Here is a 19,584-nt window from a genome sequence, read left to right on the forward strand (position 1 = left end):
ACGCAATGCTGCGAAGCGACACCGACATCACCGTTTCGGCTCTCGCCCGCACGGCGCGGGTGGACCGCACCTTCCTCTACCGACACCGCGACCTGCTCCAACGGATCCACGCGGCCGCCGCCGCCCCTCTCCAGGAGGGGAGGATCGCAGCCGTCAGCCGGGCCTCCCTGCAGGCCGACCTGGCCAACGCGCTGGAGCGGAACAAACGCCTTGCCACGCGGGTCCGGCAGTTGGAGAAGCGCCTCTCCCAGGCCCTCGGCGAGGCTGCCTGGGCCGAGTCGGGCTTGGGGGCGCCAGCCGACACCGACCAACTTCAGCAACGCATCACCATGCTGGAACAGAACCTCACCGACATCCAAGGTCAGCTCGATGAACGCGACGACGAACTGGAGGCTGCCCGAGCGGCCAACCGCGAACTGACCCGCGCCTTAAACCAGCGCGAGTGACCTCCAACGCCCGCGGGAGGAAAATGTCGAGGGTGACGGCGGCAGAGAGGTGCCGGCCGTTGGCCTCCGGCCCGCACCGGAGGTGAGCCCCGGGGCGGCCCGGAGGCCGAGGACGGTGAGGTGTTCCGGCAGAGGATCCGTGTGGCTGTGGACCGTGGACCACGCCCGCGCCCTGCGCGTCTCGCGCCGCCGGGCTCCTGCCCGACGCGCCTGGCGGGCGATCCGGCGGAGGCGGTGCCCGTCGCCCCGGCGGACGCGCCCCGGCGATCTAGCGGGTGGCCCCGGTGTGCTCCCGCCCAGTGGCCGCCTCGCTCGCCGTCGTCCCGGCCTCCGGCTCGGCGCTCTGCTTCGCGAAGTCGCGCCGGCCCGGCAGGACCGCGAGGACGATCAGTGTTCCGGCGGCCATGATGATCCCGCCGATGAGGCTGGTCTGGGCGACTCCGTGGGCGAAGGCCTGGTGGACGGCGTCCACGGCGGCCTGGGCCTGCTGGGGCCCGGCGGAGGGATCCTGCCCGACCCGCTCCGCGACGGCCAGGCCGGCGCCGACCGAGTCCTTGGCGATCTCCATCGCCTCCGCCGGGAGCCGGTTGCCCACCAGGTCGGTCAGCTCGTCCCGGTAGGCCGTACCCAGCAGCGAGCCCAGCACCGCGATACCCAGCGCCCCGCCCAGCTCGAGCGCGGTGTCGTTGACACCGCCGCCGACGCCCAGCTCGGACTCGGGGAAAGAGCCCATGATCGTGTCGGTCGCCGGGGAGATGGCCAGTCCGAGCGCGAGGCCCAGCATCATCAGCGGCGCCAGGAAGTCCCCGTACGTCGACCCCTTGTCGATCTGGGTGAGCAGGAACATGCCCGCCGTGCCGACGGCCATGCCGGTCACGGCCATCACCCTCACCCCCAGCTTCGGGGCGAGCACCCCGGTCACCGCCGACCCGAGGAACACCGCACCGCCCAGCGGCAGCAGCCGTACACCCGTGTCCAGGGCGCCGTAGCCGAGGACGAACTGCAGGAACTGCGTCGCGTAGTAGATCACGGCGAACATGCCGAAGAAGAAGAACATCACCGCGAGCATCGAGCCGGTGAAAGGCCGCAGCGCGAACATCCGGACGTTCAGCATCGGGTGCGGGTGCCGCAGCTCCCAGGCGACGAAGGCGACCAGACCGACACCGGCGACCACGGCGGCCGCGACGGGGCCGACGCCCCAGCCGGAGTGCGGGCCCTCGATCGCGGCGTAGATCAGCGAGCCGACGGTCACGATCGACAGCAGACCACCGACGTAGTCGATCCGGCCCATGCCCTCCGCCTTGGACGGCGGTACCAGGGCGAGCGCGCCGAACACGGCGAGAACGGCGATCGGCACGTTGATCAGGAAGGTCGAGCCCCAGGCGTGGTCCTCAAGCAGCCAGCCGGAGACCAGCGGGCCGACGGCCACCGCCACCCCGGAGGTCGCGGCCCAGGCGGTGATGGCCTTGGCCCGCTCGCTCCGGGGGAAGCTCGCGACCACCAGGGACAGCGTGGCCGGCATCACGACCGCGGCACCGACACCCATGATCGCGCGGGCCACGATGACCAGCGAGGTCTCGTCGACCACGCTCCCCATGACCGAACCGGCGGCGAAGATCAGCAGACCCAGCACCAGCGCACCGCGCCGGCTGTACTTGTCGCCTATCGCGCCCAGCACCAGCATCAGCGCCGCGTACGGAACGGTGTAGCTGTCGACGACCCACTGCAGATCACTGCTGCTCAGGCCCAGATCGGTGGTCATGTCAGGGGCGGCGACGATCAGCGATGTGTTCGCCATCACCGTGATCAGCAGGCTCAGACACAGCACGAGCAGCGCCCACCAGCGCCGCGCGTAAGGCCCCGTCATTTTCTCCACGGGGGTGTTCGCAAGGAAGGACATCAGTAGCTCCTGAAGGGGACGGGGCGGACGAGCGGAATCACTTGACTGCCCGTGAGGGGAGCGGGCGACGGGCTGAGATCTCCGGGCTTGGAGATCATCGTGTGGCCGTTTCTGGGCTTGTCTCGGCGATTCCCTGGAGGGCGGCGTCGGTGTCCGCGGTGGCCAGCATCCTGTTGATGTCGGCGCCGGCCAGTGCGCCGGCCGCTGCGGAGGCCCCGACCTGGGCGACCGGATCGGTGACGTTGCCCGCCACCCACACACCCGGCACCTCGGTGACGCCAGCCACACCGGAGGTGAACCCGCGGCCCACCGGCAGGTCCCGCACCGGCAGGCCCAGACCCTCCAGACCCTGGGTACGGGCCTGCATCCGCGGGCCGACCGCCAGGACGCGGCGGGCCACGACCTGCCCGTCGGCCAGCCGCACCCCGGCGAGGGCACCGCCCGCGTCGTCGACGATCTCGGTGACGGGGGTGTCGATGACGCGGATGCCGCGGGCGGCGAAGCGGGCACGGCTGTCCTGGTCGAGGTCGGTGCCGTGGGTGAAGTAGGTCAGGTCCTCGGTCAGCTGACGGAACAGATACGCGTGACCGATGGAGGCCGGCCCGGTGGCGAGGATGCCGATGGGCTCGTCGCGCACCTCCCAGCCATGGCAGTACGGGCAGTGCACCACACTGTCCCCCCAGTGCCCGGCCAGCCCGGGCACCTCGGGCAGCACATCCGTGACGCCGGTGGCCACCAGGACGCGGCGGGCGGTGACGCTGCGGCCGTCGGCCAGGGTGACGGTGAACCGCAGGTCCCCGTCCGCCGACGGGGCGGCCGACTCGGCGGAGACGACCTCACCGTGGACGACGCGTCCGCCGTACTGGCGCACCTGCTCCCGGCCCCGCCGAAGAATCTCGGACGGCGGGGTCCCGTCCAGGGCGAGCAGGCCGTGCACGGCCTCGGCGGGCGCGTTGCGCGGCAAGCCGCCGTCGATCACCACGACCGAACGGCGGGAACGAGCCAGGATCAGTGCACCGTTCAACCCCGCAGCGCCCCCGCCGATCACCACCGCATCGACGGTCCCCTCGGCCAGTACATCGCTCGCGTCCGCAGGAGTGGTCACAGCCACGGCCTCCTGCCCTTCCTTGTCAGACATGGTTCGGTCAACCCTTCGAGTTCCGGGTGGTTGCAGGGGGCAGCTGTTCAGGAAGCCGACGATGTGGTCGGCGACCGTCTTGGGCTGTTGTGGAGAGTCCGGTCCCGGTTTGCTTGGGACGGCCTGGAAGGCGTCGCAATGCCGGGCAGCGCGGAGGAGTTCAAAGGCATGGATTGCCCTCAATCGCGCCAGGCGTGCACGCAGCCTGTCCGGCGAGCCCAGGACCGTTGTGTACTGAACAGTCAGAAACCTAGGCGGTTCTGTACTGGGTTGTCAAATACGGTGGGCCAGCTTTACCTTCGGTGTATGGCGAGACCACGAAGCTTCGACCCCGACCACGTCCTGCATGCCGCCGAGCGGCAGTTCCGCACCTCGGGCTACAACGGCACGAGCGTCGACGACATCAGCGCCGCCACCGGCCTGGGCCGCGGCAGCCTCTACGCCGCGTTCGACGGCAAGCACGGCGTGCTGCTGCAGTCGATGACCGGCTACTTCGCCCGGCTGGCGCAGGGTCCGCGGAAGATGCTCGCCGGACCGGACGAGGGCGCCCTGGAACGACTGCACCAGTACTTGCTTCGCGCCGTCCACGGGGTGCCACTCGCCGCGGACGTACCCCCCGCCTCTGACCGGGCGGGGGCGGCCTGCTTCGCAGCCAAGATGGCCCTGGAGATCGGCGCCTCCGACGCCGAGGTGAAACGCCTGGCCAACGACTGCTTCTCCGTGGTCCGGGCGGCGGTGGCCGATTGTGTGCGAGCGGCGCAGCGCAACCGCGACATCGACCCCGACGCAGATCCCGACGACCTCGCGTACCTTCTGCTGACCATCATCCGCGGGACCGATGTCGTAGGCGCGTACGGCCACAGTCCCGCCCGCCTGACCTCGATTGCGGAGAGCGCGTTCGCCTTGCTGCCTCGCCCGCGCCATCACTGACAAGGGCGCGGCCGGCCTCGGTGCGTGGTGGCAGCGCCCCTTTCCCGACGCCAACACCCTCCTGCTGCCCGGCCGGCAACCGGCCCTGGTCGACGTCGACACCGGTTCGTCGGCCACGCCGACGAAACCGCCGCCTCGGCCCGCACACACGCCGGAAACGTCGACCTGATCGTCAACACCCACTGGCACTCCGACCACGTCGGCGGCAACGCCCTCCTCCATGCCCAGGGCTCCGCCATCGCCGCCGACACCCCTGAGGCCTACGCGATCACCAGCCGCGACTCCGACTGCAGCGCCGGGAGGAGGTGCCCGACCTGCACGCTCGGTGATCTGTATTCTGTTCGCCGCTCCGCCGGAGCAGCCCAAGGTCATTCCTGGCCACCGTCGTCGTCTTCGTTCAACTCCGGCGCGTCCGGGGCGCGCAGCGTGCACAGGCGCCGACGGCGAAACGCTAGCTCAACACGCTGGACTTGACAGAGAAAGCGACCGCGACGACGGGGCAGACCGTCCAGGAGTTGATGCCCGTCCGCCGTCGGTGCTCGGGGCTTCACCTGAAACGGCGATACCACCACACATGTTGCACCTGCTAGCGTCCATCAAGCCGACGCTGAGCTGCGCAAAACCGAATGAGTCTGCCTCGCGCTACGGGTGCTGCCCCAGAGAACCCATGTCCTCCAGGTGGTACTGGTGGAAGCGGATCGAGTGGTCCTCGGTCGCACTGGCAACCGAGATCGGCACGGTGACCTTCTCTGAACTACCGGGGCGACCCGTGATCAGGTGAGGGCGCCAATCCCGGAAGGGGCCGGTACGAGGCCGGAGAACGGCCGTGCATGGCAGGGGTGTTAGCTTCCTTCCCGTGTTAGAACACCAAGATGAGACCAGAGCGGCCTACGACGGGGTCGTGGACCTGTATGCGTCGATGTTCTCTAATCGCCTGGAGACGCGGCCGTTCGTACGGAACATGATCGGTACCTTCGCCGAGCTCGTGCGTGATACGGGGAACCTGCGGGTAGCGGACGTCGGGTGCGGACCTGGTCATCTGACGTCCATGCTGCACGACTTGGGGTTGGACGCCTTCGGGCTCGACCTCTCCCCAGGCATGATCACCCACGCTCGGCGGGCCCATCCGGCGCTGCGGTTCGACGAAGCGCGAATGGAGGCTCTACCGGTCGAGGACGGCGCGCTCGGCGGAGTGCTGGCCCACTACTCGATGATCCATACCCCACCGGAGGAATTGCCCGCGCTGCTCGCGGAGCAAGTGCGAGTCCTGGCACCAGGGGGCCTGCTCCTGGTGTCCTTCTTCGGGACCGAGGGACCGGAGCCGGTCCGCTTCGACCACAAGGTCGCGCCCGCCTATAGCTGGTCGGCGGAACGGTTTGCCGAGTTGCTGGCTGGGGCCGGGCTCGTCACGTTCGCGCGGTTGCTCCACGACCCAGCGTCCGAGAGGGGCTTCCTCGACACGCATTTGCTGGCCCGCCGCCCGTAGAACGTGGCCCATGGTCTGGGGCGCGGTGGTGTTGATCAGCCGTCTGGATGAGTTCGGTCGAAGCGTCACGTTCTGTGATGGCACCGAATGAGCTTTCCCTGCGGGGTCTGACCTGGCGTGCGTCCGCGATCAGCTCACCGGCCGCAATGAAGCGCTCGCGCGGCGAGTGATCTAAAAGCGTCCTGGTCACGGCTAGTCGGCCGTAGAGGTGCGTCCGGCGAGGTTGGCAAAGGAGGGCATCCCCAGGTCGACGGTTCGCCGTGTGCGGGCTTGCTCTGCATCGAGCAAGGCGAGTTTCTCCTGGGCTCCGGTGAGGCTGATCTCGAGTCCTTCGATCTCGCCCAGCCATCCTTCGCGTTCGGCTTCGGTGATCCGAGCGAGAAGGTTGTCGCGGATCTCCGTCAGGCGGGCGCGTTGGGCAGGGTCGGGGCGGAGCATGGAGCAGCGAATGCAGGCGTGTTCGTGAATACAGGAGGTGCCGAAGGCGCGGGCGCAGATGCCGACGGAGAGCTTGCGTCGTTCGAAGTGGCCGAGGAAGGCGTCCCACTCCTCGGAGGTGGGGGTGCGGTATTCCTCGCTGGGACGCAGGGCTCGGCGGCGGGCGATGAACGCGCGGTGGGCCTCGATGGCTTCGGCCGGGTAGATGGCGTTGTAGCCCATGGTGGTGTTGATGTCGGAGTGTCCGGCGATGACCTGGGCGATGTGTGTGTGGGGGGGGGGGGGGGAGTCCGCTGCGGATGGCGTCGGTGATGAAGATGCGCCGGAAGTCGTGCGGGTCGAAGTCCAGGGGGCAGCCGTCGGCGTCGGTCAGGCCGGTGGCGTCGAGGACGTCGTTGAGGCATTTGCGGAGGAACTCGCCGTTCATGGCGGAAATCTCGCCGCTGCGGTCGTATTGGAACAGCAGTGGCATGGGCGGATTCCACACGCGTTCGTTGTAGTCGTAGGCGGCGACCTGCGGGACGGCGCCGGTTCGCGAGTCCCGTACGCGGGTGATGATGGTGCTCAGGACGTCGGCGAGTTCGGGGCTGACCAGCAGGACGCGCTCCTGGTCGGTCTTCGAGGGGGCGATCTGCAGCAGGGGCACGACCTCGCCCGTCGTGGGCAGCCGGTACTGGATCAGGCTGTGATGGCTGGCTTCCAGCATCTCCTCGATCCGGGCTCCGGTGTGCTGCAGGAATTCGACCATGGCCCATCCCCAGAAGGCCCGGCGCTCGCGCTGGGCCAGGTCCCGGCGTCGCCCGCAATCGTCGTAGACCCAGGTGGAACCTGGCCTTTTGGCGCGGGCGAAGGTCTCGCCGAGGACCTCGAACCGGCCGCCGACCGGAGCGATCTGGACGGCCTGCAGTCGGATCTGGGCGTTGTCCAGCAGTTCTTTGGCGGCGCAGACGACCGTCGGCAGGGCCGGCAGGCGTTGCCGGGTGCGCTGGTCCATGCGGGCCTTGACCCGCTGGCCGTGCTTCTTGACGTTGAGGTCGGCTTCCCCGATCGGGCAGGGCGCGACCCACGGGCCCCAGCGAGCCGGCTCCTCCCCGGCCCAGCGGGCGAGATCCAGGTAGAGGGCCCGGACCGCGATCAGCAGAGTGGAGCCGTCCAGACGAGGGGACACAACCTCGTCGTAGGTGCCGTCGCTGCGGCGTCGCCGCACGGTCTTCGTCTGGGCCCGCTGCTTCCACTGCAACGCCACCTGCGCCGGGAGGTGCAGCGAGTCGATCCCAGGATGATGCACCTCCAGGTCGGCCCAGAAGTGCAGGGCCAAGAACCGGGAGAGGTTGTCCAACGTCGCGTAGTCGAGGCCGGGCCGCCGCTCTGTGAGGTAGTCGACCAGCAGGTCGCGCACCGGCTGGCAGGTGAGGTCGTAGCGGTCAACGAGCTGCTCGATCCCGACCTGGCCGGTGGCCCGGCCCAGATTCCTCAGCGTGGTTGGGGCATCATCCGGAAGGGTGCCCAGGCGGCGCAGCCAGGCATAGAACAGGGTGTGACCTGCGGACTGCCTGTGATGCTCCCGCAGGGCCGTCCGGTACTCCAACGCGTCACCGACCGTAATGTCGGCCAGCTTCCCGCCCTTCGCCACCATGATCTTGGTCAGGTCGTTCACGGCCCGGCGTCCAGTCAGCGAAGCCCAGCGGGCTGGGCCGGCCAGCGTCTGCAGTCTCGCGAATCCCTCGGGGTCGCGTACGAGCGGGAAGCGCTCCTGCATGTGCCGCGCCCGCCGAGCCATCTGCCAGGACAAAGACGGTCGCAGCACGTCGGCGAGGACAAGGCCCACCAGCCCCGAACCGACGATCGGCGCGGTCACTCCCGAACTCGTGGTGGCGATCCACTCGGCCGCCATCCGGCTCTACTCCACTCCCGATGCCGCCGCGGGGCTTGCGTTCCACCGCTGCTGCCAGGAAACGCCGGGGAACTGCTGGAGCCAGCCGAGGATCTGCCGTGCGCCGGTGACCCGGCACCACTGGGTGTGCCGAACCGCCTCCCGCAGCGGCGAGGACTCCAGACGGTTGACGATGTCGTCGATGCCCGTCTGTGTAGCCGGCCAGACCTCCGCCACCGGCCGCGGCGGGAACCGCTCCGTGACCGATTTGAGGGCCTCGCCCAACAGCCGTGCATTCCTTGTTGCGGGCCCGGCGACGGCCTGTTCGGTGCGGGCCGTCACCAGGACTCTCCAAACAGGCTGCGCAGGCTCTCTGGGCGGTATCCCGGTGCCGGCACGATGGGACGCTGAGCTGCGGCATTCCGCCGGGCGTGATGGGCGCGGATGGTCTCGATCACCTCGTCGTCCCCCGCCTGCAGGTAGATCTGCGTGGTGGACAGGTGCGCGTGCGCGAGCACCCACTGCACGTCCGTCAGCGACACCTTCGGGTCCCGGGCCATCCGGTAGGCCGCGGTGTGGCGCAGGTCGTGCAGCGTCCAGTTCGACCCGAGCAGATCGTTCGCCCGGTTGAACATCGCCCGGGCCGCATCGTACTTCAACGGCCGTCAGGGCCGTCGCAGCGTCCACCACAACGGCAAGGCTTTGCCTTGCGGGACACCGTCGCAACGGTTCTCCTCCTGGTAGAGGCGCAGCCAGACGAACGCATCGGCAGAACAAGGAAGTTGCTGGTAGGCGCGGGTTCCCTTCCGGATCACGCCGAGCAGCTGCTCGCCGGGCAGGGCGTCACGCTGCCGGCTGGTGAGGAGTTCCTCGGCCCGGGCCGCGTTGGAGACCCAAAACGCCAGCAGAGCACGGTCCCGGTGGTGCCGCAGGGCGGCGAACAGCGCGTTGAACATCTCGTCGGGGATGCGCCGGGGAGCCCGCTTCGGGACAGTCGGCCGGTAGCGGCCGACCCGTTCCCGCTGGAAAGGCTGGCCCGGCGTGTGGTGGGCATTAGCTCGACCGCTGCCGCGGGAGCGGTCCAGTGGGAACGGGTTGATGAATGGTCCCGTACTCGCAGCCAGGTGGAAGTCGTAGAAGGTGCGGAGCACCGTTTCGCAGTGGGCCCGCGTCCGCGCCGTGTACCGCGGGCCGGGTGAGGTCTTGCCGGTGATCGCGTTCGGCGTACCCGGGATCTTCTTCCGCACCGTCTGCGGGGCCGTCTCGGCGGTGTAGCCCGCCTTGCGATGCCGCCAGTGCAGGCGCTGCGGCTTGTTCGCGATCTGCATCCACCGGGTGAAGTCCCGTGCATCTGTGCGCGTCGCCCGATTCCACTCGATGTCGAGTGCCCACAGGAACCGCCACCAGCGCAGCAGGTCCATGCCGTAGGAGCGGATTGTGGAGGCCGGTTTGGCCTCGGCCTGGAGCTCGGTGAAGAAGACTTGGACGGGCTCGATGACGGCACCGCTGGAGCCCAGTAACCGGTACGGCGTCCACCGTTCTCCGGTCTCGTGCAGTCTGCCGAACTCGGGCAGGACGAACGCGGTCAAGTCCCTCTCGGGGAGGTCACCTTGAAGCATCCGGGGAAGCTAGCAGAAGAGGCCGCTGACCTGCGAATACTCAAGGGTTAGTTCGGTTAACATGCCAAACCAAAGCTGATCGCGCCGCTCCAGATGTTCCGGGGCATGGCAGACCTCCGTGGCTACCCCGAGCAACACCAGGCTATGAGGGCAACCGCCGGCACGCACGCGCTCGGGCGCCCAGCCGGCTCTGCGGGGCGCCTGCTGCGCCGAACACCCCGCCTCCGCTGTGTCGATCTTCGCTTGGCTGCTGCGCGAAGCGCGGCCACTATGAGCCCAGCATGTGTCTGCGCCGAGCAGGGCAGCTCGCGGTCACGTCCGCGCGCCGATACGACGGCTCATGCCAGCTCCTGCTCAACTTGACCAGGGTCGGGTGGCTCTGTTCACGAGAACGACAGCACTTCGACGTCGGTTCGGGAGGCGGTTGGCCGCCGCGGCCTGGTCGGAATGTTCACGAGTTTCGACAGCAGCGGGCTGGCTGGGGTTGTTCCTCTTCGACCAAGGACTCGGCGACGGTAAGAGGCCGCAGCCAGGCAGGGGCCCGCCGTGCTGGACTACGTGTGGGCCTGCCACCACCGGTCTGCCTCAGCGCGAGCCACTTCGGCGTCGTACTTGGGACAACCAGATCCGCCACTGTGCGGCCCGCCTGCGCGCTCTGGCCGGCACCGACCCCGATGCCCCCGACCTCACTCAGCTCGTCGGCGAGCTGCTCCTGAAGAGCCCGGCCTTCGCCGGACTGTGGGAGCGCTACGACGTCACGGGTCGCAAGATCACCACCAAGGCCTTCCAGAACGCCCAGGTCGGCAAGATCACCGTCGCCTTCCAGGGCATGGCCCTGGAAGGCACCCCCGGCCACCGCCTCGTCGTCTACACCGCCGAACCCCGCACCCCCGATCACGACGCCATGCTCCTGCTCGACATGACCGCCACCCACACCGAGCCCCCGCAGTTCCGGCAGAAGCGGTAAGCCCCACGGGGCCCGCCCCTCGGGCAGGCTTCATCGGGGCAGCTTGGTGGTTCGTTCCAGTGGCACCGCGAACAGGTATGTCCCGACGGCTGCGTCGACTGCTCCGCCCGGTAGGCGGTGCCGTCGTCGACTGTGTCGTGAACGGCAAGAACTGGAGCTCGCTCACGTCACCGCGTTCAACAGGTCGGCCAGCAGGTCGGGCCGTTCCAGAGCGATGAAGTGGCCTGCTCCCTCTACCTGCGTGAAATCGGCGGCAGGCAGCAGCGTCTTGTTGGCCTCCCGGTCCGACCACCGGGACCAGTCCTTCTCCCCGTAGACGAGGTGGACGGGGGCCTTGACCTCGGGGTAGCGCGAGCGGGCCGCGATGAGGCTGGGCAGGTTCTGGTACACGGCCCGGGCGACGGTCGGGTAGCCGGGGCGGCTGCCCACCTGGACGAGCTCGTCCACGTAGTCCGCCTGCAGGGCGGTCTTGTCGCCCAGCCCGCCCTGCAGGATCCCGCGGAGGACGGCCTTGTTCTCCATCCGGGCGACCATCGGGCCCACGCCCGGGAGGAGAACACCGCCGATGACCACACGGGCGAGGGCACTGGAGCGGGCAATCCCGTCGCGGAAGTCGTACGTGTTCACCGCGACGACGCGCCGTACTCGCTCCGGCAGATCGGCCGCGGTGGTCAGGGCGAGCACCGCCCCCATGGACTCCCCGACCAACGTCACGTCCTGCAGGTCGAGTTCGGTGAGGAGCCGTTCGACGCCCGCGCGCATCGCCGGCTCGTCGTACGACGCACCAGGCACGATCTCGGAGTAGCCCATCCCCGGCAGGTCGAGGGCGTACGCGGTGCGGTGATGCGAGATCAGCGGGATGAGGGCGCGGAAGTGCTCGGCCTGGGTGCGCACAGTGTGCAGCAGGACCACGGGAGCACCGGCGCCCGCTTTGAGGTAGCGCAGCGTCCCCTCACGGCTGCTGTCGCGCGGGGCGATGGTGTGGCTGGTGGTCCCCGGGATGTGAATCGTCGGACGTGACTCTGGGCTGGGCATCTCGACGGCTCCCCTTTGCGTGAACTGCGGACAGGTGACTCGGGTACGGTCCGCCCGAAGGGAGCGCTGCCGCGCCCCAGTTCCTGGATACCTGAGAAACCGACCGGTTTCCTCTCATTGTAAACCGATCGGTTTCCGTATGTACGGTCAGCGGCTTTCCAGACCCCGTTCGTGTCGTCGGCTGCGGTCAGGGCCATTCGGCGGCAGAAAGCCGCCGGACGTGGCGGGCTGCGCGCCATACGGTGGGGAGGCGCGTTTCGGTCCAGGCCTACTCGCCCGTTGCCCCCTGCGGCGGAGGAGTCACTGCTCGTCGAAAACTCCAGGGGTCCCGTGCAGGACCACGCTCTGCTCGAGCGGAACCCGTCCCATCCGGAAGCCGTTCACCGAAGCAGCCGGATCTGCTGTTCCGAACGAGATACCGAAGAGCAGCCTCAGCTCCTCCGGGACGCCCAGGAACTCGCGGACGACGTCGGCGTAGAACCCGAGCATGGTCTGCGGAATGCCATCGAGCCCCCGGGCCGCCAGTGAGAGCAGGAAGTTCTGCGCATACATGCCGATGTCACCGGCCGCCCGCACCCCGTCACCGAACGTCGGCATGAAGAGAAAGGCGACATGGGGAGCGTCGAAGAATGCCAAGTTCTCGCGGGCCGCGGCCTTCCTCTGTGACCGGTCCGAGCGCGGTATGCCCAGAGCCTGGTAGAGGGTCGCGGCGTGGTCGTGCGCCCGATCAAGGTAGGCGCCCTCACCGAAGTCCGAGTAGGAGAAGGTGAAATCGCAGGAGAGCCGCCCCTCCTCATCGGCCTTTAGCAGCTGCTTGCTGAGGGCGTTGCGGGGCGCACCCGAGACGACGTGCACCGTCCACGGCTGGGTGTTGCAGTTCGATGGGGCAGTTTGAGCATCTTCCAGCACGCCGCGGATGTCCGACGGGGACAGCGGGGGTGGGCAAGAACTTCCGAACGGAGCGCCGGGACCGCACGATGTCGGACAAGGGCGATGCTGCGCTGGGCAAGGAGATTCCTTCCAGTGGTGGTGTTCAGTCCCGCCATGGCGGCTGCGCTTCACGGCGCGGCACGTCCCGAGGGCGGCGCAGCGTGGCAGGCCGTGCGACACGGCAGCCGGCGTGAGGGCCGGGTGCAGGAGGGCCCCTTCGGCACCTTCGGCAGGATCGTGCCGAAGGTGCAGGCCGCATGGTGGACCACGTGATCTTCGTGTTGCGTGACGTGTCGCCGACGACCTCGCGTCGTCCCGTGCACGAGCTCGGGGGGCGTCAGCGGTGGGCGGAACGGTTGATTTCGACGACTTCGCCCAGGGTGGGCGCGGACGTGAGGGCGGCGAAGTGCTCCATCAGACAGTCACGCGTGCGCGGGGCCTCGGTCCGGTCGGCCGCGGCCAGGGCCTGCCCCATGTCCTCGAGCGTCAACTCAGTGCAGTAGGCGGGCGTGCCGGGCTGTTGGCGCCAGGAGTCGGCGAGTACGCCGGCGTCGAAGGGGTCGAAGCCGGTGTCGTCCACCAGGCGCATGGCCACGCGCCGTGCCTCATCGGAGTCGGCCGCGACCGGGATGGCGATGCGGCCCGGGGTTCCTCCCGGAACGCCCTTGGTCCGCTGAGTCTCGGCCAGGGCGGCGTTCCACGCCTTGGCCAGGGGCCGCCCCAGTTGCTTGGCGTTCCACACGCTCTCCACCTCGCCGTCGTCCACCGCCTCGATCCGCCCATTGAGGTGGGGGTAGTAGTTGGAGGTGTCGATGACCACCGTCCCGGCGGGCACGGAAGCGACCAGGCCCGCCAGTTCCGGGACCCGATCGAAGGGGATGGACAGGACGACCACGTCCTTGCCCTGAACGGCCACGTCAAGGGCGACCGCTCGGGCTCCGGACTCCACAACGTCGGCTGCGACGGCCTCGGGACCCCGGGCGTGCGCCACCTGAACGTCGTGACCGCCCGCACTGAGCTTGCGGGCCAGGTTCCCGCCGATCGCTCCCGCGCCGATAACCGCAATTCTCACGATTTGTCCCTCCAGAGGTTGCACCGCTCCTGAGGGCGGCACGATGTGATGAATGTGCACGCTGGGGCTGCCGGCCTCACCGGAAGTCCCGTAGGGCCGGGGCTCCGGCAGCCCGCTAGGGGGGAGCGGCCCGTTACCTACGCCTCGCTGTCGCGCTCGCAGTATCCGCTCTCGATGAGCGTGCGCAGACGGCCGATCGCCTCCTCGTCGGTGGCGCCCGTGCCGCTGATCCAGGCAACGGAAATCGCCGCGAGGAACAGGTCGTAGCCGTTTACTGACGGGCGCACATGCCCCGCAAGCTGCGCGGCCCGCACGTACTCGTCGGTGGTGGTGGTGAGGATGTCGCAGGGAAGCGTGAGCGGGTTGTCCGGCTCTTGCGCTCTGGCCGTGGCCATGAGTGGTTCCGGCAGGCCGCTGAAGGTGCTGAAGTACTCCTCCATGGCCCGCAGCCACTGCCGTAGCGCCTCAGCGGGGTCACGGAGCCGGGCGATGTCCGCCTGGCGGGCAACCAGCTCCTCCGAACGTGTCTGCAGTACGGCCGCCAGTAGCGACTCCCGCGTGGGGAAGTGCCGGTACAACGTGCCGGGCCCGACGCCCGCTTCCTTGGCCACCGCCTCCAGAGACGTGCCGACCCCGTACTTCAGAAAGTGACGCTGCGCAGCTGTCAGGAGGGCGGCACGGTTGCGCTGGACGTCGGCACGGGGCCTACGCCCCTGCTGTCCACCGGCACCCATACGCCCTCCCACGTTCCCACGACCGCCAAAACGGAGACTGCCTCCGAACAAAGCCCACACTAAAACGGAGGCAGCATCCGGTCAACTCGACACCGCCGCTGTCGCGTATCGCCGTGCACGGGCCGCCAGCGAGGTGCACTTCATGGCAGCCAGAGGTGGTCGGTGAGCATGCCCTTAGCGATGAGAACTGGCGACACTGGAGCGGCCAAGCCATCGTCTGATGGCGGCGGTTGAGCGATGGCGGGTCAGTCACCTGCAGAATGGGGCGCTGGCTTTCTCCGTAGCCACTGCCCGACTGGTCTGCCGAGGGTGCCGGACGACGACGCGGTCGAAGCTCTGTCGGTGTGTGGCTGGGGTCCGGTGGTTGGAGGCGCAGGTTCCGCTGCTTCACCGGGCCCCAGCTATGAAGCCTGCTTCCCGGAAGGTGGTGGCTACACCGTTTCCCCCTGGGAGACCTGGGACATGCCTGTGGGCCCCGGGTGTTCCCGGGACCCACACGCTTGCTTCTGCTGGGTGGGCTACCAGCGGTACCAGCGGCCCTTGCGGCCGCCGGTGCCCGCACTGCGCATCACGAAGCCCAGCAGCCAGACGACCAGCACGATGACGGCGATCCACCACAGTGCCTTCAGCGCGAAGCCCGCGCCGAAGAGGATCAGGGCCAGAAGCAGGACGAGAAGCAGGGGAACCATAGTTATCAACCTCCGCCGCTCCATGTGCCCGGTGATTCGAAGAACACGCGGCTGATTTTCCTGGTTTCTTCACTGTTCTTACGGGAACTGGGCCTAGTTTCGTCACATCACCGGTGTTCACCTCACGGCTGGCGGGCGCCCGGCGCGTCCGCGCGCCACTGCTGGCGCAGGTGTGGGTGCGATGCGGCAGGGGACTTGGTGGGCAGGCCGGGTTCAGCAGTATTTCCCTGGGGACTGGCCCGGCCCAGGCTTCTCTGGTTCAGCCAACGTGCTGGGGAAGCCGCTTATCCGAGGCTGCCCCGTTCGCAGACCATGCGGGCGACCTCGCGGAGCTTGATGTTCTTCTCCTGGGAGTAGCGGCGCAGCACGGCGAAGGCCTGCTCCTCGGTGAGATGGCGGGCGCCCATGAGGATGCCAATGGCTTCGCCGATGGTGTGGCGGGTGGCGACGGCCTGCTCCATCTGGGCGTGAGCGCGGGCGCTGGAGGAGGCGATGGCTCCGTGGGAGGCCAGTAGCCAGCCGGCAAGCTCGCTGTTCTCCGTGAACGCGCCGGGCTTGTGGGAGTAGAGGTTCAGCGCGCCGAGGTCTTGATCCTCGGTGAACAGCAGGAAGCCCATCATGCTGCCCACGCCGAGAGCATGGGCCTTGGGGGCGTAGGCGGGCCAGCGCTGGTGCTCGCCGGTGAGGTCGGCGATGCGGAAGACCCGCTCACCTTGCGAGCTGTAAGCGGCATCGAAGCACGGCCCTTCGCCCAGCCGCTCTTGGAGCTGGTCGCTGTCGGTGACCAGCTGATGGGTGGGAGCGAGTGTCTCCACTGTCTTGTCGCGCAGTACGAGAATGCCGGCGGCGTCGCAGCCTTCCACCAGCTCGGTGGCCGAAGCGGTAATCCGCTCCAGTGTGGTGTCAACGGAGTCCTGTGCCAGAAGATCACGCGTCATCGAGGCCATCTGCTGTGCGAACCCACGCCAGTCCACTTCACCCTCCGCTGCTGTGCGCGCCGCCTGGGTTGCCCTCATACCCAGCTTTCCACGCAGCTCTCGCGGTGACATCGCGCGACCGTGGCCGACACAGCACGCCCCCCGGAGCGCTGTCGCGTGGACGGCTGGACGAGTGCAGTGAGCGCTGAGCGCTCCTCTGCCACGAGGATGACGTGCCCCTCTGCTCCAGCCGGTCGCTGACGGGCCCGCACACCGTTGTCTTGGACTGCTCGGTGCTGCGATCCGGTGGCGAGGACGGCCTGCAGCTCTTGGGGCGCGTTCGTGGTGGTGCTGGGCGAGGATTCGTACAGGTTCTGGGCGCTGCGGTGTGCGAGGGCACGGCGGGCCCAGGGCAGGTGCGGCGTCTCACACAGCCTGCGGTGGCTGGCTCGGGGTACCCCTTGGTCCTTCAGCCGTGGCGGAGTGAGAACGGGGAGAAGATGGGCGAAGCCGCTGCAGGAGTGCAGCGCCTACAGGCGGCATTCCAGGGTCGGTTGGACCGGATGAGGCGGTGGTTCGGCCGGGCGCGTTCGGATGGGCACGAGCGGCACACCGTTGTCCTTATCGGCAAGAGCACCCTCGCGGCCGCCGTCTCGTGGGTGATCGCGCGCGATGTCATGGCCGCGCAGTCGCCGGCGTTCGCGCCGTTCTCCGCGGTGCTGATCATGCAGGTCACCGTGTACCAGTCGCTGGTGCAGGCCCTGCGGTGCGTCGGTGCGGTCGCCGTGGGCGTGGGACTGCAGGGAGTACTGGGCCTGCTGGTCGGCCCTCATCTGCTCACGTTCGTGCTGGTGACGCTGGCGGCCCTGGCCATCGGACGGTGGCGGCCCCTCGGTTCCCAGGGCTCACAGGTCGCCACCGCGGCGTTCTTCGCCTTCTCCACCTACGTCGCCGCCACGAGCGACGCACAGCGCTGGTCCCAGCTCGGGCAGATCATCGTGCTCGTGCTCATCGGCTGCGGCATCGGCGTCGTGGTGAACACGCTGGTGCTGCCTCCCCTGCGCTACCGCAGCGCGGAGTACGGCGTCCACACCCTCGCCCATTCGCTGTGCGACCTGATCGGCGACATGTACCCGGCGCTGCGCGAAGGGAAGCTGGACGACGAACGCACCCGGCACTGGCGCCGGCGCGCCTCCCACCTGGCACCGATCGTGCGGCAGGCCCAGTCGTCGGTCCACACCGCCTGGGAGAGCACCCTATACAACCCCCAACGCCTACGAGGCCGTCACCGCCACCGCACGTCCTTCGACGGATACCAGGCCGTCGTCGACGCCCTGGAACGCGTCTCCCACCAGGTGGCCTCGATGACCCGCAGCCTCGACCAATGGCACGCCGCCGACGCCAGCCAGGACCACCTCGACTTCGCCCGCTCCTACGGCGACTTCCTGGCCTCCCTGACTCCCATCGCCGAGCTGCTCGGCCAGATCGACGAGGACCACATGCAAGACCAGGCCCACCAGCTGTGTGAGGCCGTCGAGCAGGCTCAGCGGTGCCGCGACCGACTGGAGGACGACGCCCGGGCCGGCTCCCTCCCGCTCAGCGACCCCGCCCAGCCGTACGGCATCCTCATGGCCGAGGCCGCCCGGCTGACAGAGGAGTTCCAGCACACCTGCAATGTGCTCAAGCACGGCGTCTCCGAAGCTCAGGCCCCCCGCAGCGGGAAGCGAGCACGGTGAAGCCGTCCCGTCGGTCGCACCGGCCCGACTGACCTGGGTCGCTAGCCGGCCGCGGCCCTGAGAGTCCCTCCCGTCGCGTCTAGGACCTGTACGTGCAATCAACGTGGCCGCTCACGGAAGCCGGCATCGCGTGACGGTGTCACCGTGGTGATCAACTGCTGGTTTCGGGCCAGGTTTCCGGCAGGGCGAACTGAACTCGGGGCCGTGATTGAACGGTCGGCCGCCCTTGGGGTCGTAGGCCAGGCGCTGTTGCGCACGCTTCGGGTGAGCCGCTGGGGGCACCCGTCGGACCGAACGGCCTCCGAGGCCAGTGAGGTGCCGTATGAGAAAGGAGGGGCACTATGCCGGCCGGATCGAGCTCCAAACGGGAGCGCCAGTACGAGCACATCAAGAACAGTGCCCAGGACCGCGGCGAGTCGTCGAAGCGGGCCAAGGAGATCGCCGCACGGACGGTCAACAAGGAGCGGGCCAGGTCGGGCGAATCGGAGTCCGCCAGTAAAGCCTCGACACGTGACCCAAAGTCGGCGTCCCAACGGGGCGGGCAGCGCTCGCACAGCGGTGCGCAAGGCCCGACCAGGGGCCAACTGTACGAAGAGGCCAAGAAGCGGAACGTCCACGGCCGCTCCTCAATGACCAAGAAGCAGTTGGAGAACGCACTGGGGCGCTGACGAGGCAGCCTTGCCACTGGCTTGGGCCCGGCGATGGCCCCCCGCTGCTAGTGCTGCATCAGGCAACGTTCGCCCTGTCGACCACCTCGCGTAGGCGTTCGTCGGCGGCATGCTTGTTCCGCCAGATGATGTAGCGGCGGATCATGCTGCCCTGGGCCTTATGGCTGGCGTGGTCCGTTCCGTCCAGTGCGAAGTAGCGCAGGGCGGTGAACTGGGCCTCGATGCGGTTCAGCCAGGAGCTGTTGGTCGGTGTGGAGGCGAACTCGACGTTGTTGGCCTCGGCCCAGTCGCCGACCCGGGTGTCCTTCTTCGTGGTCAGGTGCGGGGAGTAGTTGTCGAGCACAATCGCGATGCGGATCTTGGGCGGGTAGAGGCTGCGCAGGTAGCGGCAGAACTCCAGGAACCTCGTCCGGTTCTTCTTCGGCTTGATGTGGCCGTAGAGCTTGTCCTTGGCCAGGTCGTAGGCGGCGAACAGGTGCCGGACCCCGTGCGGGCGGGTGTAGGTCGCCCGCCTGCGGGGGCGGGGTTCCCGGTCGGGGTCCTTGTGCCGTCCGCTGCGCTCGGCCCTGATCCGTAGGCCCTCGTGGCTGATGTCGTCGACCACCCCCTCGGCGACCAGGAAGTCGGCCAGCTTGGCCAGGCTCCAGGTCGAGTACGGCAGGCTGTGCTCGGCTGGCTTGGACTTGGCGATCTTCTTGATCTCCCGGCGTTCGGGGAGGGTGAAGGTTCTGGGCCGGCCGCCCTTGTACTTCGGGTAGAGCGCCTCGAAGCCGTCGGCGTTGAAGTTGTGGATCACGTCCCGGACCCGGTCCGCGCTGGTGAATGTCACCTCGGCGATCTTCGCCACGGGCATGCCCTGCGCGGACAGCAGTACCATCTGGGCTCGCCGCCAGGTCACCACCGATCCCGTGCCCCTGCGGATGATCCGCAGCAGTCTTCGGCCCTCGTCGTCATCGATCCCCCGTACCTGCACCCGTTCGGCCACGCGCACATCCTGGCAGCGACC

20 protein-coding genes and 1 pseudogene are annotated in these 19,584 nt (G+C 68.6%); 8 read left to right on the top strand and 13 right to left on the bottom strand.

All coding sequences use genetic code 11. From position 1 onward, the window contains the following. The coding region (locus ACWIF2_RS11715; RefSeq protein WP_454360001.1) for a DUF6262 family protein at positions 1–446 on the top strand (446 nt) is incomplete at its 5' end. 268 nt (positions 447–714) lie between these two features. On the opposite strand, the gene ACWIF2_RS11720 is transcribed toward ACWIF2_RS11715, so the two are convergent. Continuing rightward, the gene (locus tag ACWIF2_RS11720; RefSeq protein ID WP_454360002.1) at positions 715–2,346 is read right to left on the bottom strand and encodes an MFS transporter; all 1,632 of its coding nucleotides are present in this window, start codon (positions 2,344–2,346) and stop codon (positions 715–717) included. A 94-nt stretch (positions 2,347–2,440) separates the two neighbouring features. Then, a complete protein-coding gene (locus ACWIF2_RS11725) occupies positions 2,441–3,484 on the bottom strand; it encodes an NAD(P)/FAD-dependent oxidoreductase (protein ID WP_454360003.1) in 1,044 nt (347 codons plus the stop codon). Positions 3,485–3,790: 306 nt separating this feature from the next. Here ACWIF2_RS11725 and ACWIF2_RS11730 point away from each other — a divergent pair, with 306 nt between their 5' ends. From ACWIF2_RS11730 to ACWIF2_RS11740, 3 genes are all read left to right on the top strand, one after another. After that, positions 3,791–4,414 (top strand): TetR/AcrR family transcriptional regulator, encoded by a 624-nt coding sequence (locus tag ACWIF2_RS11730; RefSeq protein ID WP_454360004.1) that lies wholly within the window; start codon positions 3,791–3,793, stop codon positions 4,412–4,414. Positions 4,415–4,441: 27 nt separating this feature from the next. Then, complete coding sequence (locus ACWIF2_RS11735) at positions 4,442–4,888, top strand: MBL fold metallo-hydrolase (protein WP_454360070.1); 447 nt, start codon at positions 4,442–4,444, stop codon at positions 4,886–4,888. A gap of 382 nt (positions 4,889–5,270) precedes the next feature. Next, the gene (locus ACWIF2_RS11740) at positions 5,271–5,900 is read left to right on the top strand and encodes a class I SAM-dependent methyltransferase (protein WP_454360005.1); all 630 of its coding nucleotides are present in this window, start codon (positions 5,271–5,273) and stop codon (positions 5,898–5,900) included. Here ACWIF2_RS11740 and ACWIF2_RS11745 read toward each other — a convergent pair. From ACWIF2_RS11745 to ACWIF2_RS11760, 4 genes are read right to left on the bottom strand one after another with little or no spacing between them, the layout of a single operon-like run. Then, the gene (locus ACWIF2_RS11745; RefSeq protein WP_454360006.1) at positions 5,821–8,232 is read right to left on the bottom strand and encodes a hypothetical protein; all 2,412 of its coding nucleotides are present in this window, start codon (positions 8,230–8,232) and stop codon (positions 5,821–5,823) included. The two genes, ACWIF2_RS11740 and ACWIF2_RS11745, sit on opposite strands and share 80 nt — an antisense overlap. 6 nt (positions 8,233–8,238) lie before the next feature. Then, positions 8,239–8,553 carry a hypothetical protein gene (locus ACWIF2_RS11750; RefSeq protein ID WP_454360007.1) on the bottom strand — a complete coding sequence of 105 codons (315 nt, stop codon included), beginning with the start codon at positions 8,551–8,553 and terminating at the stop codon, positions 8,239–8,241. Further along, positions 8,550–8,870: a site-specific integrase gene (locus ACWIF2_RS11755; protein ID WP_454360008.1), complete on the bottom strand. Its 321-nt coding sequence runs from the start codon at positions 8,868–8,870 to the stop codon at positions 8,550–8,552. Before ACWIF2_RS11755 ends, ACWIF2_RS11750 begins: the two co-directional genes overlap by 4 nt. A gap of 6 nt (positions 8,871–8,876) precedes the next feature. Further along, on the bottom strand, positions 8,877–9,830 hold the full coding sequence (locus tag ACWIF2_RS11760; RefSeq protein WP_454360009.1) for an integrase: 954 nt from the start codon (positions 9,828–9,830) through the stop codon (positions 8,877–8,879). A gap of 613 nt (positions 9,831–10,443) precedes the next feature. Here ACWIF2_RS11760 and ACWIF2_RS11765 point away from each other — a divergent pair. Beyond that, a pseudogene (locus tag ACWIF2_RS11765) lies at positions 10,444–10,797 on the top strand (MmyB family transcriptional regulator); the annotation flags it as partial. A 162-nt stretch (positions 10,798–10,959) separates the two neighbouring features. Here the strand turns inward: ACWIF2_RS11765 and ACWIF2_RS11770 are convergent. Next, positions 10,960–11,832: an alpha/beta fold hydrolase gene (locus tag ACWIF2_RS11770; protein WP_454360010.1), complete on the bottom strand. Its 873-nt coding sequence runs from the start codon at positions 11,830–11,832 to the stop codon at positions 10,960–10,962. 300 nt (positions 11,833–12,132) lie between these two features. Beyond that, a complete protein-coding gene (locus tag ACWIF2_RS11775; protein WP_454360011.1) occupies positions 12,133–12,741 on the bottom strand; it encodes a nitroreductase in 609 nt (202 codons plus the stop codon). A 135-nt stretch (positions 12,742–12,876) separates the two neighbouring features. On the opposite strand from ACWIF2_RS11775, the gene ACWIF2_RS11780 reads away from it, so the two are divergent. Then, positions 12,877–13,035 (top strand): hypothetical protein, encoded by a 159-nt coding sequence (locus ACWIF2_RS11780; protein WP_454360012.1) that lies wholly within the window; start codon positions 12,877–12,879, stop codon positions 13,033–13,035. Between the two features lie 64 nt (positions 13,036–13,099). Here the strand turns inward: ACWIF2_RS11780 and ACWIF2_RS11785 are convergent, their stop codons facing one another. The 4 genes from ACWIF2_RS11785 to ACWIF2_RS11800 all read right to left on the bottom strand — a co-directional run bounded on the left by ACWIF2_RS11785 (position 13,100) and on the right by ACWIF2_RS11800 (position 16,204). Beyond that, positions 13,100–13,834 (bottom strand): NADPH-dependent F420 reductase, encoded by a 735-nt coding sequence (locus tag ACWIF2_RS11785; RefSeq protein WP_454360013.1) that lies wholly within the window; start codon positions 13,832–13,834, stop codon positions 13,100–13,102. A gap of 137 nt (positions 13,835–13,971) precedes the next feature. After that, positions 13,972–14,568 carry a TetR/AcrR family transcriptional regulator gene (locus tag ACWIF2_RS11790; RefSeq protein WP_454360014.1) on the bottom strand — a complete coding sequence of 199 codons (597 nt, stop codon included), beginning with the start codon at positions 14,566–14,568 and terminating at the stop codon, positions 13,972–13,974. A 518-nt stretch (positions 14,569–15,086) separates the two neighbouring features. Beyond that, the gene (locus ACWIF2_RS11795) at positions 15,087–15,257 is read right to left on the bottom strand and encodes a hypothetical protein (protein WP_020131495.1); all 171 of its coding nucleotides are present in this window, start codon (positions 15,255–15,257) and stop codon (positions 15,087–15,089) included. 284 nt (positions 15,258–15,541) lie between these two features. After that, positions 15,542–16,204 carry a GAF and ANTAR domain-containing protein gene (locus tag ACWIF2_RS11800; protein ID WP_454360071.1) on the bottom strand — a complete coding sequence of 221 codons (663 nt, stop codon included), beginning with the start codon at positions 16,202–16,204 and terminating at the stop codon, positions 15,542–15,544. 629 nt (positions 16,205–16,833) lie between these two features. Between ACWIF2_RS11800 and ACWIF2_RS11805 the strand changes: the two genes are divergently transcribed. Together ACWIF2_RS11805 and ACWIF2_RS11810 are read left to right on the top strand one after the other, a co-directional pair. Continuing rightward, entirely contained in the window at positions 16,834–17,910 is a 1,077-nt protein-coding gene (locus ACWIF2_RS11805; protein ID WP_454360015.1) for an FUSC family protein, read from the top strand. A gap of 341 nt (positions 17,911–18,251) precedes the next feature. Next, positions 18,252–18,578: a plasmid stabilization protein gene (locus ACWIF2_RS11810; protein ID WP_454360016.1), complete on the top strand. Its 327-nt coding sequence runs from the start codon at positions 18,252–18,254 to the stop codon at positions 18,576–18,578. Positions 18,579–18,636: 58 nt separating this feature from the next. On the opposite strand, the gene ACWIF2_RS11815 is transcribed toward ACWIF2_RS11810, so the two are convergent. After that, a complete protein-coding gene (locus ACWIF2_RS11815; protein ID WP_454360017.1) occupies positions 18,637–19,563 on the bottom strand; it encodes a helix-turn-helix domain-containing protein in 927 nt (308 codons plus the stop codon). Positions 19,564–19,584: the final 21 nt, after the last annotated feature.

This window comes from Streptomyces sp. NPDC055506 (assembly GCF_053643595.1).

Excerpts from the sequence above, each read along its gene's own strand:
- ACWIF2_RS11720 (WP_454360002.1), bottom strand. The coding sequence starts at position 2,346 with ATGTCCTTCCTTGCGAACACCCCCGTGGAGAAAATGACGGGGCCTTAC.
- ACWIF2_RS11725 (WP_454360003.1), bottom strand. The coding sequence starts at position 3,484 with ATGTCTGACAAGGAAGGGCAGGAGGCCGTGGCTGTGACCACTCCTGCG.
- ACWIF2_RS11730 (WP_454360004.1), top strand. The coding sequence starts at position 3,791 with ATGGCGAGACCACGAAGCTTCGACCCCGACCACGTCCTGCATGCCGCC.
- ACWIF2_RS11745 (WP_454360006.1), bottom strand. The coding sequence starts at position 8,232 with ATGGCGGCCGAGTGGATCGCCACCACGAGTTCGGGAGTGACCGCGCCG.
- ACWIF2_RS11760 (WP_454360009.1), bottom strand. The coding sequence starts at position 9,830 with ATGCTTCAAGGTGACCTCCCCGAGAGGGACTTGACCGCGTTCGTCCTG.
- ACWIF2_RS11770 (WP_454360010.1), bottom strand. The coding sequence starts at position 11,832 with ATGCCCAGCCCAGAGTCACGTCCGACGATTCACATCCCGGGGACCACC.
- ACWIF2_RS11780 (WP_454360012.1), top strand. The coding sequence starts at position 12,877 with ATGGCGGCTGCGCTTCACGGCGCGGCACGTCCCGAGGGCGGCGCAGCG.
- ACWIF2_RS11790 (WP_454360014.1), bottom strand. The coding sequence starts at position 14,568 with ATGGGTGCCGGTGGACAGCAGGGGCGTAGGCCCCGTGCCGACGTCCAG.
- ACWIF2_RS11795 (WP_020131495.1), bottom strand. The coding sequence starts at position 15,257 with ATGGTTCCCCTGCTTCTCGTCCTGCTTCTGGCCCTGATCCTCTTCGGC.
- ACWIF2_RS11800 (WP_454360071.1), bottom strand. The coding sequence starts at position 16,204 with ATGGCCTCGATGACGCGTGATCTTCTGGCACAGGACTCCGTTGACACC.
- ACWIF2_RS11810 (WP_454360016.1), top strand. The coding sequence starts at position 18,252 with ATGCCGGCCGGATCGAGCTCCAAACGGGAGCGCCAGTACGAGCACATC.